The sequence below is a fragment of the Candidatus Lokiarchaeum ossiferum genome, assembly GCA_025839675.1.
GTDB classification, from domain to species: Archaea; Asgardarchaeota; Lokiarchaeia; order Sigyniarchaeales; family Promethearchaeaceae; genus Lokiarchaeum; species Lokiarchaeum ossiferum.
The window spans coordinates 3,370,356-3,389,279 of sequence record CP104013.1 but is presented as its reverse complement, the minus strand read 5'-3'; the positions used below and the strand labels follow the sequence as shown (position 1 = coordinate 3,389,279).

The following is an 18,924-nucleotide window of genomic DNA, read 5'->3' as shown; positions in this document are numbered from 1 at the left end:
AAATACGCGACAGAAGAAATATTAGGGTGAATTTTATGATATAGTTAGAATGGAATTAGATTTGGAAAAAACTAATCGAATAAAATGGGCGATTAAAAACAAAGATCTTGAATCGTTTTCGATTATATCCACTGAACAAGATTTAGCACTTCAAAACTTGATTTTCAACCAATCTAATTCTGAAATGAGTTATACCGAATTTTTAGAATATTATAATTATCTCGGTCAAATCATGGAAAGTCTACAGGAACGATACAATTTACCAACTATCTCACACAACGGTCTGAACAAACCCGTAAATCACAAAATCAAATTAAAGCCTTCGGAACTATCCCAAAATTTTTCGCTTCAGACACCCCACAAGGAAGAGATCCCAGAAGTCTATATTATTGCTCAAAATGGGCTTTGTCTCTTTCATTTTGAATTATACGGCGAAATTAAAGAATGTCCAGTCAACCAAAATTTGGTATCAGGGTTACTGAGTGCAATCAATTCGTTCGCCGAAAATATGGGATGGAAAAAAGGATTGAATCTTATTCGATCAGGAAGCAGCGAGTTACGATTTAGTAAAGGACAACAAATAATCGTGGCAGTACTGACGCATGTTGAAATGAAATTGAGTTACTTGGTTGAACAAATCCTAATTGATTTAGCAAATGAATTGGGACAGAAGTTTGAAGAAATCTATGGAGATATTCTTCCAAAAGACATTGGCTATGGAGTGACTGATGCTGATAGATACTGTGAATTTGGAGATACCATTGAAAACCTGTTTTCAGCTTATCGACGGCAAACCTTTGAATTATATCAAAAACTTATTTTAACCGAAGCGATTTATTTGAATGCCCCAACTGAACTCTGCTCTTCTTTAATTCATAAAGTCACTGATGGAAAAAGTGTCATTGGAGAAATTTCAGATTTAATCAAACTTTATCCCCCTGTTAAACGTGCTATTGACAAAGTCAATAAGGAACAAAAACCCATGTGGCAGATTTTTAACATCCCCATTTTCCAATAAGACCGTCGGAAAGAGTAAGAAGAAGAAGATATTTTTACGATTAGTGGAGACATGACATTGCTTGGAGATTATAGGGAGATTTGTGAAATTTCCTTTTTTTCGAAACCTTAAGTTTTTTTGGGAAATCTACTAAAATCTTTGTATGGAATATGATCTTACACGAGATATTCTCCCTGAGTTGCCATGGGAAAAAAAAAAAAATGAGCAAAAAACACAGCAAAGGGTAGAAATATTTTATTTTTCCTTAACAACGTGCGTTTATTGTAAAAAGGGAATTAGTTTTCTTCAAGATAATAAGTTTAATTTCAATTTAATGTACTTGGATAAACTAGATCTCGTTCAAAAAAAAGCCATTAAAACATATATTCAAAGTAAATATAAGTTAAATACTCGTATGGCTTCCCCATTCGTCATTTTTCGATTAGATGGGGACGATTTCATCTCCAACGGCTATGATCCGGATTATTGGAAATCAAAATTGCGGTAAAATTTCGGTTAAACTTCAAATACTTTAAATTTTTTTCCATTAAGATATTTCAATTGCGACAAAAAACCATCCTAATTCATTTAAAATCCAAAACATTAGATTTTAGCTGTAAGTCTTTGGTAATTTTTTCGTCCTTTTTTTTCCTTTTCCCGACTTTAAAAAAGTATTTTTTATCTTTTTCACCGACTTTAAGAAAATACTTAAGGATTCAAAAATTTTCAAAACGCGACATTCAATTTCTTTTTTCATTAAAAGAGTGTTGATTTATAATGACCGAAAATGTAAAAGACGCCCCCCGATACCTTGTCCGTTTCCACGGACGAGGAGGACAAGGCGCAGTCACAGCAGCCCAACTTTGTATGATGGCTTTTGACGGATTAGGTACATGTATGCCTAACTTCGGAGCCGAAAGGATGGGTGCACCCGTTTTGTCATTCGCAAAAATGTCGAAAGACTATGAAAAAGTAAGAACGAATGAACAAGTTTATAGTCCTCAATACGTCGCAGTATTAGATGATAGCTTATTATTCGATGTAGATTGCACTGCAGGAATTGTTCCTGGGGGCTATTTAATCATTAATACCTGCCGCCCTATTGAAGAAATTCGTGAAATCATCGGAAAAAATAATCCACCAGCGATTAACATTGCCTTAATTGATGCCACCAATATCGCCTTGGAATTTCTCGGACGAAATATTACCAATACCTTAATTTTAGGCGCTTTAGTTAAAGTGGCTCCTGAAATCTTTGGTATTGATCAATTGGCTGATGCGGTTGCGGAACAATTTAATCCAAAAATCGCTCAAAAAAACATGGATGCAATTAAAACCGTCCCAGACGCTACAACTGTTTATCCATGTGATGAAAGTGTTAAACTTAGTTTGGAAACAGACTATAAAAAAGATTGGAGCCATATTGCCTTAGGATTATTAGGGACCAAAGAATTAGACAAAGCCGGAGTATGGTACACCAGCGCTATTGATGGTGGATCTGCCCGTGTTAACACAGGTGCATGGGGAGTGGCCGTTGCCCAATTTCACCCAGAATATTGTATTAATTGTCAAAATTGTGTCTTTATTTGCCCTGATTTAGCCATCACCCGTGAAGAACGTGATGGTAAGATGTATGTCATTGGAGTGGATGAATTCCATTGCAAAGGATGTGAATCCTGTGTGACTGTTTGTCCAGGCAAAAAAGATAAAGAAACCGGCGAAGTGCATAAAGCACTCACGATGAAAATGAAATGCTAAGAGGTAGGATATAATGTCAGTACAACCAATGAATCCTTTCTTTAAGGAAATTAAAGAACCTGTTCAATTAACTATGACAGGAAATTATGCCGTTGCGGGTGGTGTTGCTCAAACAGACCCAGACGTGCTTTGCGCCTTCCCCATTACACCCCAAACTCAATCCGTTGAAGGTCTTTCCGATGTTGTTAACCATGGAAAATTAAAAGCTGCTTTCGTTAACGTTGAATCTGAATTAGCCGCATGTGCATTCAGCACTGCTGCTTGTGCTGCAGGGGCTAGAACTTTTTCGGCCACTGCATCCCAAGGATTATTATTAATGACCGAATGTCTACCCATGGCTGTTGGATGGCGAGTACCCTTAACTATGTTAATCTCAGCTCGTGCTTTTAACTCTCCCAACTTGTCCATTTGGAACTCATGGGAATTCACCCTTATTGATATGGGCTGGAATGTTATTGTGTCCGAAAACGTGCAGGAAACCTATGACTCTTCCATTATTGCTTCCCGTATTAGTGAAGATTCCCTCTTCCCAACCCAATTTGTGCACGATGGATTTATTATTTCCCACAGCGCCCAAAAGTTTATGGCCATTCCTGATGCCGATGTGTTAAAATACACTCCGAAAAAACCACGCCATCACTTGAATCCTGAAAACACCGGTACTTGGGGTGGCATTGTCACCCCTGATTACTTTGCTGAAGGACGATTAGGTCAAGATTTAGCCAAGGAAGAAGTCTTTGGTCATATGGAAACTGCTTTCCGTGATTTTGAAAAGATGACCGGACGCTCTTATCATCTGATTGAAGAATACAACCTCGATAACCCTTCCAAGACCGTTATTCTCACTATGGGTTCCATGTGTGGTAACATCTTGAGCTGGGGTCTCGAAAAGCACGGTATTGGTATGATCAAACTCCGATCATGGCGACCGTTCCCTGCCGCCCAACTCCGTAAACTCGTGGAAGATCATGGCATTGAAAAAATTGTTATTCTTGAAAAAGACGATGACCTCTCTGGTATCTTACCTCCAGTAGGCAAATCCGTTGCCAGTGCCCTCTTTGGCCTTCCTGTCGTTCTTCGCTCTCTTATTGTAGGACTCGGTGGACGTGATGTAACCAAGGATGAAATCGAATATGCCGCCAAGAAAATGGAAAAGGTCTCTGATAACAAAGGACGCCTCTACGATTATCTCGGTGTCCGCGAAACTAAGGACAAAATGTGGGAGGTTCGCTTTTAAGCAGGTGATTATCATGACAACAACAATTAAAATGGAAGATATTTTAGCACGGAAAGAACGTCATTCCGTCCTATACATTTCGTACGACAATGAAGCCTTTATGAATACCGGAATTCAAGAATCGGGCACCACACCATTCGGAGCAAGCACTACCACAGGTCCTGGTGGCGAAAAAGTCAAAGGTAAGATAGGTATTAAAGAAGACTTCATTCCCGGTTTTTCTATGTTAGGTCATAAAAGTGCTTATTTCGCAACAGCTAACATTGCTTATCCGATGGACTTAATGGGCAAAGTAATGGATGCTATGAAAACAGAGGGGGGAGCCTTTATCCAAATTTACGCCCCATGTCCTCGAGGATGGCGACATGCTGGAAAAGACACCCTAAAGGTGGCCAAACTCGCCACTGAATCGGGCTACTGGCCTCTAATCACTATGAAGGTGAAGGACGGCACGCCTACCTACTATTACAATAAGGCTCCTGGCATGGCCAAGGGTGATGAAGCCAACGGCGAATATATCGCCACGGATGAAGACAAGGTCTTAGATCTCATCAAATCCCAAGGTAAATTCCGCCATCTCTTGAAACCCGAATTTTTAGAGAAAAATATTGACGAAATCATGACTCAAGTCAAGGCTCGCAATACCAACCTGAACAAGCTCTTGCAAGCTTTCGGCGGAGATGACAAAGTCTTGCGGTATGCAGTCCAAATGGTGAAAGTGAAAGACCAACATCATATAAATCCAGGCCACGGTCTTTGCCCGGGCTGCGGTGCAGGGATGGTCATTAATCAAGTCGGATCAGCGGCCGATATGGTGGCAGGAAAAGACATTCTCTATTTCAACAATACGTGTTGTTTAGAAGTCGCAACCAGCAAAGATGATGTCTCTTCGTGGCAAGCATCCTGGATGCACCAACTCTTCGAGAGTGGAGCTACCTGTGCCGATGCCGCTTCAACCGCGTATCGGATCATGAAGAACAAAGGGATCAAGCAAACCGTGCCTTACATCATTCATTTCGGTGGAGATGGATCCACAGTGAACATTGGGCATCAATTCTTGAAATCGGCGATTGTACGTAGTTCCGGGTATCAAATCATGAATTCGGATTTGTCCCCATATTAAATGGCACACATTTAATGATTTTTTTTTACTTTTTCATTTTGAGGAAATTAGAAAGCATATTTTATCAAGTTAATTTCCTGGAGTTGCTTATGTGATTATAAAGAATAGGGAAGAACATATTTTTGAGGTTTAATTATTTCCATAATTATGGATTTTTAACTCCAATGAAAAAATTTTTATATGAAATAGTTCTATATAGAACCATAATGAGGAAATCAGATATCTATTCTATAATTGACTCGAGAAGAACTGTAAGGCAATTTGAGGAAAAGAATGTAAGTAATGAAATAATAACGAAAATTATCTCAGCAGGTATGAAAGCACCTTCCAATGATCACTTACGCAATTGGCATTTTATTGTTGTTTCTGATCAAGAAGTTCGCAAAGGACTTGTGGGGGAAAGGGGAGAAAATCTTTTGAAATCGCAAAATGCAAGGGCACTTGTGGATGATTGGGGATTAATCGATGAATTTCAAGTAGAAATGTTTCTTCATGCCATTCCGCTTCAAGCAAAAATGATTTTAACGGCCGGAGCATTAATTATTCCGTGTTTTTTTCAAGATCACAATTTATTAGAGCCAAAAGAATTATCAGATCTAAATGAATTTGCATCAATTTGGCTATGCATCGAGAATATTCTATTAGCTGCTGCATCTGAAGGAATTCAAGGTGTCACGAGGATTCCTAATTCTTCCGCGGTCCTAAAAGAAATATTAGGAGTTCCAAAGGAGTATGAAATTCCATGTATTCTTGCTTTAGGTTATCCAAAAAAAGGGATAAAGCTTCCTTCTCAACATGAATTACAATTAGATAATCACATTCATCGGAATTCATGGTAACGAATTCACTGGTTAATTCTTAATAATTAAAACTTGCTCAATGAAAAATGAGGAATGTAATGGTGAAAATGAAATTATGATGAGAATTATTTTTGTTCGTCATGGAGAATCATACGTAAATCTTACTGGCGAATTTTCATACAAAATCGTGGATAAATCGTTAACTCCACAAGGAATTTTCCAAGCTAAAAAAATCGCGGAAAAGTTGAAAGATAAGCAGATCGATTTCATTTTTTCTTCTCCTTTAAAACGTGCTTGGGAGACGGCAACTTGGATCAGTAATACAACTCATGCTCAGATTGAAGTTGTTGAATCATTTCGTGAACTAAACGTAGGAGATTTGGAAAAACATCCCCCTTCTGAAGAGATTTATTCTTCTTTTATGGAAGTGTGGAATGGTTGGAATCAAGGTCAAAAAGATTTATCATTTCTGGATGGCGAAAACTATTACACTCTTCTAGATCGTATGAAATCCGGGTTACGATCAGTATTAACCACATCCCATCAAACGGTTGTTGTAGTGAGTCATGGAGGGATTCTAACCCAATGCATTCCCGCAATATTAGACAATTTTGAGATTGATTACTTACTTACAAACGATTGGCCAAACGTAGGGATGATGGATACAAAAATCGAGATTCTGGATGGACAAATTCAAGGTATTTTAATTGGGAAAGATTTCTAGATTTCTTCTTGTTTTTCCTTCAGTTGTGTCACCGAAATAAGATTTATCCATTAGGTTCAATTGATTCTTTTCGTGCACACAATTTAAAAGCGTAATATATTACTAATTGTATTTCAAATGGTTTGGGTTTGTTCATACTCATAAAGGATGGGTTTATCCATTTTTCACTTATATCTGAGCTTTCAGCCTAGGTAAATCGAAGATTTATATCTTTCAAGTGCATAGTTTGATCTACGAGTTCTTGCTCTTTAACCGTTGAAAAATCAAAGTGAAGATAATGAAAATCCAAAATAAAAAGTGGAATAAACTGCGGAAAATTATGAAAAGCACCCTGATTTTAATCCCATTGATTTTTGGGGGATTTTACTTTGCATTTTATTTGGGTATATTAGTACCGGATTTAACAGATTATATGGAAACACCTCCCGAAACTGTAGATTTTTACCCATTAAGTGTTATCAATCTCAGTCGCTTAGAAGATATTGGACGCGAATTTGAATTATTCCAAGAACAACACCTTAAGATGAATTTGAGTCAATCATTTGTGAAAAATGTATCTACCGGGGAAATAATCAGCTATGATGGAACCGATAATGGAGCTTTACACACTTCTGAAAATCTGGTGGCGGCGTGTTATGATTATGCTTCTTTGCCTGAAGGGAAAGAAAAAGCCCAGGCGCTTTTATTAGTGCAAAAAATGCTTTATGGTCTACGATTGTTAATAGAAATTCCGAATGGAGGTTTGGGACCAAATTTTCCGGGAACTTCGATAGGTCGTTTTTATGCTTCCCCAGATCAACGCTTTGATGGAAATTATACTTGGATTTTTGATGAGGGATTTCGCCACTTCAATGGCACCGGGAAATATTCAGACTGGAGAATTCGTCTCTATACGAGTAAGGATGAATTAGGAGGCTATTTCTTGGGACTTGCAGCCACTTTGATGCTGGTTCAGGATGTGCCCGAAGTGCAAGAAATAACCAGATTGATCATTTTACAAGCCATGGAAGGGTTTTTAAGTAGTTTTTGGCAAGAAATGACTGGCGATGGGAAACCAAATGGAGTTCATCTCCAGGTTCCATGCTATTCTCAATGGAAATTGCTTCTCACGAAGATGGCTATGCGAGTAGATCCCGAAAATGTCAGATATGAGCAGTTGTTTCAATATTTCTTGGTGAAAGAACGAAAAGTAAATCGGACACCGTTTGTAAATAAAATGGACAACATAGACAATTATTACAGTCAATATTTCGAGAATATGGTCGTTTTGGGCTTATTTTTAGTTGAAGACGATCCAAGATTAGTGGATCTCTATTTTCAAAATTTCCAAGCTAAAACCTATTCGAGCTATCGAGGACATCGGAATGGCTTTTTAAATGCAGTTTATCTTACTGCAGCGAGTTTATCTCAAAAACAAGCATCTTTTAAAGTAGATGATATTCGATGGGATATCTTAGATCAACTGTGGCGATTCAATGAATTCAATTTGGTTCCTTTAGATACCACATGCGGAGGAAGAAATCAAACAATTGCCCGAAGTGAATTAGGGGGGGATTGGACAACCATTGATCCCAATATTGCAAAATGGAAGGATTTTGTGGATAATACCGCCTTTGGGTCGACGTATCAGTGGCTTACGTATGGGTTACAAGATGCAATATTTCGCGAGAGGTATTTAAAACCAGCCACGATCGAAATGATGAATCCTACTACGTCTTCATGGAATCGCAATCCATACCAAGAAGATGGAGTCAACATTTTCAATACTACGAGCACAATCAGACAATATGCGGGTGCGGCATATACACTCCCGTATTACATGCTGAAATATTACGGATACTTGGAGGGATATTAAACCATGCAACGCGAACCTTCAATACCTCAATTAAAGGAAAATCACATTACGTATGAAAAGCAAGAGATGAAAGGAGAAACAGTTCATTTTGTCTCTCTTCCATGGAGTTATTTGCTTGCAGGACTTGCTCTTTTTATAGTTGGAATATTAGATTACAACCTACTTGGAAATTTAATTGGGCATCCTGAACATCCTACAACAGGCGAATATATTGGGCAAGGAATTGCCGTCTTTCTGGGAGGGGTTTCTTTCTTCTATACAGTTGGATTAATTCCGCTTATTGTGGGGATATTTATGCTTATATATTGCCTATTTTCTATGAAGAAAATTGAGATCGCCAACAACGGTTCTTTATGCAAGATACAAGAGAGAAAACTCGTGTTTCCCACTTTTTCTGAGATAAATCTCCCCGATATTAACCAAATTAAATATACTAACACTGGTTTAAAGTTTAAACATACCTGGATTCTTCTGTTCATTCCGATGGCAGTAAGAATTTTGCAATTTGGAATTCCACTGTTCGGAGAACCCCTCGCCCAAGATGAAATCCTCCCCACCATGATGGTAATTACTGCACTTATAGATATACTGGTGGCAATTTTCATCTTATTATACCCAAACCATCAGTTAACCTTCGATTCGGAATGGAAGAAATATATTTTAAATTTTTTCCCCATGAAAAAAAATCAAGAAATCTCCGAAGAAGTTTGCAAACTTTTGGATCTCTATATTGATCCATCAGAAACTGAAGAGAATTTGTGGGAAGTGTTTCGCAATCAAAATGATTCAAAAGGGGGCAAACAAGGGAAGCAACGAAATTATTTTCGAATCATTTTTAGTATGATTGTTTTAATCGCATCGATCATAGGTACTTCCGCGGAATTTTTATGGGGAACCGATCTTTCCATGGTTGGATTGACTTTTGGAGCTTACGTTCTATTACAAGCCTTCCAAAACGATCTTTCCGAAGAAACCCTAGTGACAATTGATCAGCATCAGAAAAAATCTAAATATAGAGTAAAAAATGGTCGATATTGGACATCCATCCGATTTTGTGATATTGATCTAAAAAATGGTCTATGGAGAAAAACTCAATTCCGAAGTGTAAACTTTACTGATATCCTTGGAATGGGATTATTGGTTTATTTGTCAACGCTTGAATTTCTTTGGAGTTGGCGATTTCTCAATATATTCAATGGATTAATCCTGGTGGATTTGATACTTACGACGATTATGTGGGGTGTAATTATTTGTGGGTGTTTCATCTATCTGTTAATTCCACTAAATTACCTTGTTTTTAATTATGGAAATTCTCAAGATTCATATCAAATATATCCCCCTACTACAAAATTCATTTCAGTAGGGGATTTTCACACGTTGAAAAAGAGCTTGTTCCTTCCATCGTTGAAAAAGGAAAGTATTTTTCGAATTTTTGGGTTTGCAATAATTGTTTTACTAACACTAATAACTGCTATTTTTTAATTATAGAAATTAAATCCTTGGTGAGAGCAATAACAGAAAAATCAGAAAACGCAAAATTGGAAACTGAACCAATTAAGAAGAACATAAAGAATTGGATGAGAAAATATCGGTTTTTTATACTTTTTGGGATCATTCTTCTGGTGGGCACTATTATTTTAAAATTTAATGATGGACAAATTGATAAAGCTATAACCGACCTTTTCTATGATGAGAGTTTACCGGTAGGGGAACGCTTTTACTTAGAAAATGTACAACCATGGTATTTTCTGAATGAGTATAATGATATCTTTGAATACTTCCTTTATGTTACTTTGATCCCAATGATTATTATTGGAGCGATTAACTACAAAAAATTAGGTTACCTGCTGATTTATGGGAGCTATGCGTTCTTCTCCGCGTTTACAGGTGTGGTGATCTTTGTTAATGTCATATTTAAAGATCTCTACGGGCGGCCCCGTCCTCGACAAACCATGTTGTGGCCAAATAGCACAGATCCAGAGATGTGGGATTTTTATTCAGTATGGGAACCCGCATTCCTCAAGGATCCCTCGTTAATTGATGCTGGAAAATCCTTCCCTTCAGGTCACGTATCTGTTGTTGCAGTGTTTGTCATTTTCTTCTTCATTTTTATGCATCCGAAATTCTGGGCAAGAATTGTTCAAAAAGGAAAGAAAGAAACAAAAATTCAACTTTTTTCGGTGTTTAAATGGGCGGGATTAACAATTAGTATCATCTTGGGAATTTTAACTGGTGTTGGAAGAATTGTAGTGGGAGCTCACCATGCAAGTGATGTACTATGGGCTTTCGGAATGGTTTATATCATCAATGCTTTGTTTTATTATATTATCTTCCGAATTCCTCGTTATGAAAAGAAGATTCTCAACAAAGAAAAAAATAATTAGAAATGCAACTCAAAATCGAGATCATAGAATTTGGTTACATCAAACTTCATTAAATCTGCCATGGGGGCAAAATTCGGCTCAAATACTTGGCAATAGGGAACATCTTCCCCTTCGCCAACCACACTTATGAATTCATGGGGAACGTTTGCTGGAATTTTAATGCATATTCCTTCTTGATATTCAATCGCAAGAAAATCTTCAGGGGAAAGAGCGGTTAAAGATTCAATAGTTTTTTCTTTCCTTCGGAAAGAATCCTTCCGGTTGAAGCGCTTGATTTGTTTTGGAGTTAATTTAGGTATAATGGCATACACTTTTCCAGATTTTTTCCCAATACGGTGGAGCTGAATCACCCATTCTGGAAACGGATGCGTTTCAACCACTTTAGATGCATGTTTAACGACTAATAAATCTCCTAACATTAAAGTTCCTCCTTGAGGTACTGCATCCCGTACTAGCCAGGAAAGATCTTTTTCAATCATCATAGCAGAGGGGGTGCTGATTTCAAACAAATGAGCGTACGAACTTGCAGCCTCTTGATACCCCGATTCTGTAATTATTTGCATATTTAATATTAATTTTATAACCAAATAAAATCTCCATTATATTAATGAGTGAAAAAAAAACTATGGTAAGGGTTTTTCTTCCTATTTTAACAGGGATTGCAATACTCGGATCAATTTTTCTTGGAATTTATGATCTGAGAATATCTGAATCGTTTGTGTCAATGACGGCTTCTAGCCCATTTCTATCGGCGTATGCCAATTTCTTTGATAGGACACTTTTTGATGGGGATCGTTTTGGGGGGCAAGATTTCTCATATATTCTGATCCTCTTATCATTAGGCGTCTATTTAGTTTCCTATATCCCAAAAATGCAAGACAAACTCATTTCAAGTCGAAAATATTCTGGATTTATGCTGGCGGTAATTTTGGTACTAGCAATAATCAACCGAGGCTTCAAAGTCCTTTTTGCACGGGCTCGCCCTGGAGTAGTAGCGGATGATCCTTCAATGTATTCCCATATGTGGATTTTTGGTAAATTAAGTTTTACTGAGGCTTTAAGTCACGGATCTTTTACATCCGGACATACTAATGTGGCCATTTTTCTAGTTGTTATCGCATTTATCTCACTTGGAACCAAAAGAAAAGGAATAATAGTTCCCGTTTTTATCTTAACCATAGGATATGCCATCTTAATGGCGTTAGGAAGAGTTTTTGAAGGCGATCACTTTTTAAGTGATGGATTTTGGTCCATTATAATTGGGATTTTGATAGCGGCCTGGATCTACTATGGAGTTTTGAATATACCAGAACAGGAAGCGGATAATGTTCCCACTTATGCAAAATTTGAAGAATTCCAGTGGGGTATATTATTTGCTATTTGTTTCACTGCCCTTATTGCAGGATTAATTAGCATAAGGTATATGTTCCTTCATTTTCTCTGGTACCAACCCATTATTTTGATCTGTTCTCCGATGATGGCGATTTTTGCTTGGAAAAGAATGAAAAAAATATTATATATCAAATGATATCTTTTCGATTTCGACTTGAATTTCATTAAAAAACATTTTGAATTTTTTCAAGATTTCTTGTCCACAATGGGGTGAAGCAGAAGCAATCGGTTCATATCCGCCTTGTCCAATATAATCTTTTAGTTCAAATAAATATGCCACCCAATCATTGGAATTCTGGAATATATGATTATTTGAGGTCATCTCAGGTTGTATATGAATAAGTTTTTCAGCTAAATCTTCGAAAACCTCCCCTGGAACTCCAATGAGATTTATTTTTAAAACATCAGAAGGATTAATAGACTTATATAGTTTTAAATGCAATAATTGAAGCAATGTATTCACTTTCATGCGATCCTTGACCTTTTTTTTCTTAGAATCGTAGGTTAAATACATTGCTGGAAAATTGGGGTCTTGCCCACTTGCATGTTTAAGGGCCATTGGAAACAAAAAAAGTCGTTTGAGATAAAAAACCAGCTTATTTGTCAACCATGTCCCCCATTTATAGACATAAGGCTGCTTATCTTCAATGATTATGGAAATTGCTTTGGTAAAACCGCGAATCCTAATTATATCAAAATAATCATCTTTATTGACGGCACGTGCCACCTGCAAAGCTGTATTTCCCAAGAAAAAGCCTAGCTTCTTTGTATGCGTGTAAGTTCCGAGCTGATCATATACGGTTTTTCGAGCCTTTGGATCATTTTCAAGGGTTTCAAAATCGGTACCGCAGGTAGTAATCGGATTAAGATCCCCGGCAGCCCCCGTAATGAAAATTGCATGAATTTTATTCTCTGTTTCCGATTCGATATGATAACAAAACCTTCCTGGATAATCTGCAGACAATTTATCATTCCGATTGGATAAGGATGTCGGATGCATCCCATAATTACCAAGGATGCCAAAAATTTGATCATTATCAATTCTTTTAAATACAAGCAACCAGAGGGGAATTTTGGATTTTCTAAGCGGATTTCGACGATTGATCACAATATTTTCTTCTATTAGGTGAGTCGCTTGCGCGATTTTCGAGGGTGTGAGATCAAGAATTAATTGACGAACCATGGTAATGATCCGGTGGGTGAAAAATACAATATATCTATCATTTCTATTAGCCCCAAACATGATGCCACGAAATACATTTAAGGAAGACCCTGGCCAATAAAATTCTCCCGTTAAATCAGGTGCAGAATGAGTATGGGTCGCATGAATTAAAATTTGCTCTGAATTGTCCCCAAAATTTGTTTGTTCTTGAATTTTTATTTTAATATATTCACTAATTGCCAAAGGGACTTTTAACAGATCCAGACTGATCACGAGAAGTCGTTTCGGATCGCTTTCTTTTGTATTTTCTTCTATCAACATACCTCGAGCGAAAATATCATCTAGTTTCCCTTGAGCAAAAAATAGTCGAGTATAACCGGCCATCGGCACACCATGGCCACCATTTTGTGGTGTAATAATCGTTTTTCCAAATGAGACTTTCATGAAGTATCAGTTTCCTTTCTATTCATCCTATAGTTTATTTCAATTTGGATTTTTCGTTCTTTTAAAATCGCTGCGATTTCTGCAAAATCTCCTTTTGCATATTTATAAATTGGGAGCCAAAGTAATCCTGATCCAATACCAAAGGTGAGTAAGGAAAATAGGAGGGTTTCTGAAATTGGACTGGGACTCTGGCGAACATTTAGGAAATAATCCATGATCACTGCACCCAATGTAGTTCCAAGAGCTCTACCGATGGCATCCATGAAAGATGCTGCGGCGATCATAGTAGAACGGTGCTCAGGAAGATTCACATCTACCATTGCAGAGTAATGAAGCGGCCCCACAGCCATTTCAAAAGACATTCCAATCCCGATCAATAATCCCATAACGACCAGTCCGATGCCAAAGGTGATAGGATTGGCTTGCAGTGCCCCTTTAAACAGCGTTAAGTTTTGATAATTTGGGATAATAGCAAATCCGGCGAATAAGAAGGGTAGATGAACCCACCCTAGAAATGTGGCCATTCTTACACGGGCTGTAGAATTTCCAGCTTTCACAGCCTTATCCGCTCTTCTAGGCCAATAAAAATTCCCCCATACGAGACCTGCGATAATTGGAACCAGAAATAGCAATAAATATCCGATTGAAGAAGCATTATTTACATCAAAGCCCATATCTACGGATATCCACATAATAAGAAATCCAACAATCATTCCAGCTAAAATTGTATCAACAAAATTGATAATGAGAAAGAAATTGGTTTTTCGTTTCCAAATATGGTTTAAATCTGAAAATTTAATGGAATAAAACTTGTTATAATCAACATTTTCATGAGCCAATACTGTAGCGAGCATTTTTTCTTTCGCAGCACGTTTCGGTTCTTTGAAAAACATCGCGAGAATAATGAATGCAATTCCAATTAAACCAAATACAAGAAAGGGAGTCTGCCAAGATTGTCGGATTATTTCGAGGGAATTTGTACCACGAATATTTTGAATTCGAGAGATGAAATCATCCGCATCTGCGTCAAAATCTACTTTCACTTTATTGAAAGCGGTACAAAGTATTCCTCCAATTGCTACCCCAATTGTGCTGATCATGGTCCATATCGCGAAGGACAATCCACGATCATCACTGGAGAACGAATCAGCGAGTAGGCTTAGAATTACTGATGCTGCTGCGCCAGAACATGCAGAGCTTAATAACCGAAATATGAATAATCCCGCAAAGGAGCGCGAAAACCCAATTAAAATATCCGTTATCGCCCAACCGAGAGAGGAAAATAATAAAAGTTTTTTTCGTTGAAATTTATCAGCAAGATAACCAAAGATCAGAAGGGAGACTGCTTTAACAATTTGAGAAGAACCAAGTAAAGCACCAAACATGGTAAGGTTACTTTCTAAGTTAAAATAGACTACAATAATCACCTCATTTACTAGAAGAGTCGCTTCATCAGAGCTAATTAGAAGAATTAGGGGGATAAAATACAAAATGGGCTTAAAATCCTTGAGGATCGTTTTCCAACCTTTTGAATCTGACTCTTTTTCATTCAAAATTCTAGGATTTGGGGAATTATTTTCCATGTTGTTAGTTTTCCTGTAATTTTTGTATGGAAGGGTTTTGTTTTCTTCGTTGGACTATTTCTCGAGTAATAAAATATCCAATCAACACAATTAATAAGATCAATGGAACAAACCAAATTCCAAAAGAGGCAACATATTGTCCATAAAAGATCATACCAAAGAAGAAACTCATTACAATCAATGCAATGCGATACCAGAATCCTTCCGAATGATAAATGTATACATTTTTCCACCTGAGGAACAATCGTTCAAAGATATTTTTCCCTTCCATGGTTTTTTGTTGGGCTTCTGATAGTATTCCTGGAATTGGATAGGAGTACGATAAAAATTTGTTCTCAATTATCAAAGAATTGGTTGGCATTATCATCACTGCAATAACAATGAAGAACAAAATAATAGATCCAATGATGTGAAACACTTTCATCCCGCTTGCAAGTGAATTACTGGGTACGATATAGAAAAAGGAACAAAGATTTAACCCCAAAACAAATCCGAAGGAAATTCCCATTAGCACATCAAAAGTATTTAGTTTTTTCATCTGGTACTCTACTTGTAAGGATTTAGAAGCAAAATTTGAAAACTTATAGTTCGATTGGAACCATCCAAATCGTTTTTTCAGATATAGTGTTTGTTTTTCCTCGTTTTTTTCAATTTGAAGCCCATTTTTGTTTGTAAAATCCTCTTTAATTCCCCGAACCACTAAAACGGCCCCAAAAATATAGAGAGGAATTCTTACTGGAACACCTGCTCCACGATACAATGCAGCACTAAGAATAGCACATAGTAAAAAGAATAGCCCTGTAACCAAATTGCGACCATCCCGTAAGAATTTTTTTGGAAGCATCGATGTAGAGTTAATTGGAGGGTATAAGTTAAACAAAGCTAAAATTCCATCTTTTACCATGGGAGCTGCGGGGGTGGAGAAGTAAAGTTCATAGATTTTATCGTTTGTTACTATTTCCAACATGTTTTGATGTTTGAACACTAAAATCCCAATCGCAATTAAGTGTCCAATTCCCGTAAGGATATAAAATTTTCCCACAATTAATCCCGATCCAAAAGCAAATTCATTAGTTAGAAAATATAAGCCATCTGTAAAACAAAGGATCAAATTAAACCCTGCGAGTATGATCCAAAAGTACTTTGGCCCCGTTTTTGCATTGGTTATACGGATGCCTCGGATATTTTCACGAGGAATCTCGGTCATCAAAGGAATAAAAATTCGTCGTTCTTCAATCAAATAGAAATGTTTCGTTTTCGTAAAAGTAAAGATAGCTGTCGAAAATAAGGTATAACCCAATAAACCAAGAGCGACTAAGAACATGAAAGCACTCATAGGAAAGAACATTGAGGGTCCCCCCAGAAAAAACCAACTCCCCAGATGATTTTCATCATCAATGGCAGTGCCAAATACAGACATATTGATGGCTGCTAATAATAGAATTATAATGGCTGCGATAAACCGACTGGTTACATAGTGGCGGAACTGGATTTGATCCACTTCCTCCATCTTTCGATCAACTTTACCATTGTAAAGAGGAGTTTCAATGTTTTCCGAGAATCTTTCCAGATGAAGTGAATTTTCGCTATAATTACTGGTATTCATCCAGACTTGAGAGATAACAAGCAAACTTGCAGTCAGAAGAACGGAAGCAAAAAGAATAGAGAGATTGAGGCTAAAGGTCTCCCGATTATATGTAATATCGATTGCAAGGAAGGCAATATTCCAGGCAAATACATAGAATAAGATGGCAAGGATGAATAAAATAATCCCGATAGATAAAAATACCCATTTGAGTTTTAATTTTGAGGAATTAGGAGCATTTAGTGTCTCAATTTCCTCCTTCGATAGAATTTTCGCATCTATTATCACCATGATTAAATCACCCGTATTCCTGTTGGTTGAATAAACCCAAAAGCCCTTCCAATCCAATAAGGCGTGAAAAACGTCGCACCTGGTTCTTCATGTAAGGTATTATTACTACTACTCCCCAATTCCCAAGGATTTTTCTCCCAAATGAAGTGGGAAGAACGCATATATTCTACTGTTAAGGGTTTCGTATAGTAGGTTTCTTGCCAGTCTGTTTCAATAAATAAAAGTTTGTAAAGGGTCCACCAATTGTGATCCTTCAAGTCTTCTTCAATAGCAGGGATTTCCATATTCCGTTCATAGGAATCTGGAACAGGCAAGGTTGGATAATGGCGATCTGGAAAATGATTGATCTGCATCCGCAACAACTGATCTTCGATATCTCGTTCGATAATAGGATAATCTCCCGGTTTTGCAGATAGGGCTAGAAAAATGACATTGAACCATGGATTCCGATGATATTGAGTATAAGTACGCAAAGAATCGAAATAGTGATTGTAGTAATGTTGTCCAATTTTGGTTTCGGTTCCTTCCAATAACAAAAATGCAAATACAACACAATGAGCGAAATTGTAAGCATAATAGTTCGCCATGGATTCGGTATCTGCCGATTCGGCAGCAGCCAAAGACCCCATTTCTGCGGCCACATAATGATAATAGTCTTCTTCATATTCTTCAGGATTTACCATCGCAGCCATTTTTAATAAAAGGGAGACCCAATAACCTCCCGTATAAACCCGTGCCTTTTGCTCTACACCACTTGGTCCGCCGGGTCCATTGATCCCTAAAAAGTTAGTTTGTCGCATATAGTTGGCGAGTTGTTCAACAATTAATCCCACAGTCGTTTGCACATAAGGATCTTCAACATATTTCAGACATACAGCTAATCCGAGGTAGAATCCTGCATATTCATCATTTGAAGTATGCCCCCGCCATCGATAATTGCTATAATCTCCCGTACCGTTAAAATGCCGAATATGATCTTGAAAAAGAGAGGGATGAATATCTTTATGTTCGGGACCTGCCCAACCTCGAGCCAGAATTCCAGAATATTCCGGTCCCAATCCTCCATTAGGTACGATCATCAGCATGGAAAATCCATTTACCATACGTTGAATCACCTCAAGAGCGTAGGCAATATCTGTTACGTTCCCTTCATTTTGAGCTGCGACATAATGAAACACCCATCCGGCCATGGGAATGCCCGTCCAAAGTGCCCCATTATCAGAAAACTGATAACTCGCTACTTCGGTATAATTTTCATCAACATAGTCACAGGTCGCGGTAAAATTTAAGGGCAGATGATTTTTTTGATATAAATAATCATATACACGCGCCATTGCATTCATGCGCGTATAATTGGCGGTTGGATAGAGAAAATCTTCATCGGGATTTGGTTGGCCTACTTCATATTGGAATGATAACATGTCATCATAAATACTTGCAACCCGGATTCCAAGAGCTGTGAAGAAGGTAAAAGGCGAAAAGATTAACAAAATGGTGAAAATTGTTTTTATTTTGATTGATGTTCGATTTCTTACACGCATGGTTTTTCATTACGGTTTTTTTATTAAGGGTTGATTTTTTCACAATAA

Annotated in this window: 16 protein-coding genes; 11 read left to right on the top strand and 5 right to left on the bottom strand. The window is 37.4% G+C overall.

The window, feature by feature from the left end; translation table 11 throughout:
• Positions 1–49 precede the first annotated feature (49 nt).
• The 10 genes from NEF87_RS14440 (at position 50) to NEF87_RS14395 (ending at position 10,878) form a co-directional block, all read left to right on the top strand.
• Positions 50–1,018 (top strand): hypothetical protein, encoded by a 969-nt coding sequence (locus NEF87_RS14440; RefSeq protein WP_457916363.1) that lies wholly within the window; start codon positions 50–52, stop codon positions 1,016–1,018.
• 142 nt (positions 1,019–1,160) lie between these two features.
• On the top strand, positions 1,161–1,505 hold the full coding sequence (locus NEF87_RS14435; RefSeq protein ID WP_457916362.1) for a hypothetical protein: 345 nt from the start codon (positions 1,161–1,163) through the stop codon (positions 1,503–1,505).
• Positions 1,506–1,774: 269 nt separating this feature from the next.
• A complete protein-coding gene (locus NEF87_RS14430; RefSeq protein WP_371802100.1) occupies positions 1,775–2,755 on the top strand; it encodes a 2-oxoacid:acceptor oxidoreductase family protein in 981 nt (326 codons plus the stop codon).
• A gap of 13 nt (positions 2,756–2,768) precedes the next feature.
• Entirely contained in the window at positions 2,769–3,992 is a 1,224-nt protein-coding gene (locus NEF87_RS14425) for a hypothetical protein (RefSeq protein WP_371802099.1), read from the top strand.
• 13 nt (positions 3,993–4,005) lie between these two features.
• Complete coding sequence (locus NEF87_RS14420) at positions 4,006–5,115, top strand: hypothetical protein (RefSeq protein WP_457916361.1); 1,110 nt, start codon at positions 4,006–4,008, stop codon at positions 5,113–5,115.
• Between the two features lie 206 nt (positions 5,116–5,321).
• Positions 5,322–5,954 carry a nitroreductase family protein gene (locus tag NEF87_RS14415; protein ID WP_457916360.1) on the top strand — a complete coding sequence of 211 codons (633 nt, stop codon included), beginning with the start codon at positions 5,322–5,324 and terminating at the stop codon, positions 5,952–5,954.
• 76 nt (positions 5,955–6,030) lie between these two features.
• Entirely contained in the window at positions 6,031–6,639 is a 609-nt protein-coding gene (locus NEF87_RS14410; RefSeq protein WP_457916359.1) for a histidine phosphatase family protein, read from the top strand.
• Between the two features lie 277 nt (positions 6,640–6,916).
• Positions 6,917–8,494, top strand: a complete 1,578-nt coding sequence (locus NEF87_RS14405; RefSeq protein WP_457916358.1) for a hypothetical protein — start codon at positions 6,917–6,919, stop codon at positions 8,492–8,494.
• 3 nt (positions 8,495–8,497) lie between these two features.
• Complete coding sequence (locus tag NEF87_RS14400) at positions 8,498–9,976, top strand: hypothetical protein (RefSeq protein WP_457916357.1); 1,479 nt, start codon at positions 8,498–8,500, stop codon at positions 9,974–9,976.
• A gap of 20 nt (positions 9,977–9,996) precedes the next feature.
• Positions 9,997–10,878 (top strand): phosphatase PAP2 family protein, encoded by an 882-nt coding sequence (locus NEF87_RS14395; RefSeq protein WP_457916356.1) that lies wholly within the window; start codon positions 9,997–9,999, stop codon positions 10,876–10,878.
• Here the strand turns inward: NEF87_RS14395 and NEF87_RS14390 are convergent.
• Entirely contained in the window at positions 10,875–11,441 is a 567-nt protein-coding gene (locus tag NEF87_RS14390; RefSeq protein ID WP_457916355.1) for a hypothetical protein, read from the bottom strand. The genes NEF87_RS14395 and NEF87_RS14390 overlap by 4 nt on opposite strands.
• 44 nt (positions 11,442–11,485) lie before the next feature.
• Between NEF87_RS14390 and NEF87_RS14385 the strand changes: the two genes are divergently transcribed.
• Complete coding sequence (locus tag NEF87_RS14385) at positions 11,486–12,406, top strand: phosphatase PAP2 family protein (RefSeq protein WP_457916354.1); 921 nt, start codon at positions 11,486–11,488, stop codon at positions 12,404–12,406.
• Here the strand turns inward: NEF87_RS14385 and NEF87_RS14380 are convergent.
• From NEF87_RS14380 to NEF87_RS14365, 4 genes are read right to left on the bottom strand one after another with little or no spacing between them, the layout of a single operon-like run.
• Complete coding sequence (locus NEF87_RS14380; protein WP_457916353.1) at positions 12,392–13,876, bottom strand: hypothetical protein; 1,485 nt, start codon at positions 13,874–13,876, stop codon at positions 12,392–12,394. The two genes, NEF87_RS14385 and NEF87_RS14380, sit on opposite strands and share 15 nt — an antisense overlap.
• The gene (locus tag NEF87_RS14375; protein ID WP_457916352.1) at positions 13,873–15,459 is read right to left on the bottom strand and encodes an MFS transporter; all 1,587 of its coding nucleotides are present in this window, start codon (positions 15,457–15,459) and stop codon (positions 13,873–13,875) included. The genes NEF87_RS14380 and NEF87_RS14375 overlap by 4 nt, the downstream gene beginning before the upstream one ends.
• A gap of 4 nt (positions 15,460–15,463) precedes the next feature.
• The gene (locus tag NEF87_RS14370) at positions 15,464–17,335 is read right to left on the bottom strand and encodes a hypothetical protein (RefSeq protein ID WP_457916351.1); all 1,872 of its coding nucleotides are present in this window, start codon (positions 17,333–17,335) and stop codon (positions 15,464–15,466) included.
• Between the two features lie 2 nt (positions 17,336–17,337).
• Positions 17,338–18,876: a hypothetical protein gene (locus NEF87_RS14365; RefSeq protein ID WP_457916350.1), complete on the bottom strand. Its 1,539-nt coding sequence runs from the start codon at positions 18,874–18,876 to the stop codon at positions 17,338–17,340.
• Between the last annotated feature and the right edge of the window lie 48 nt (positions 18,877–18,924).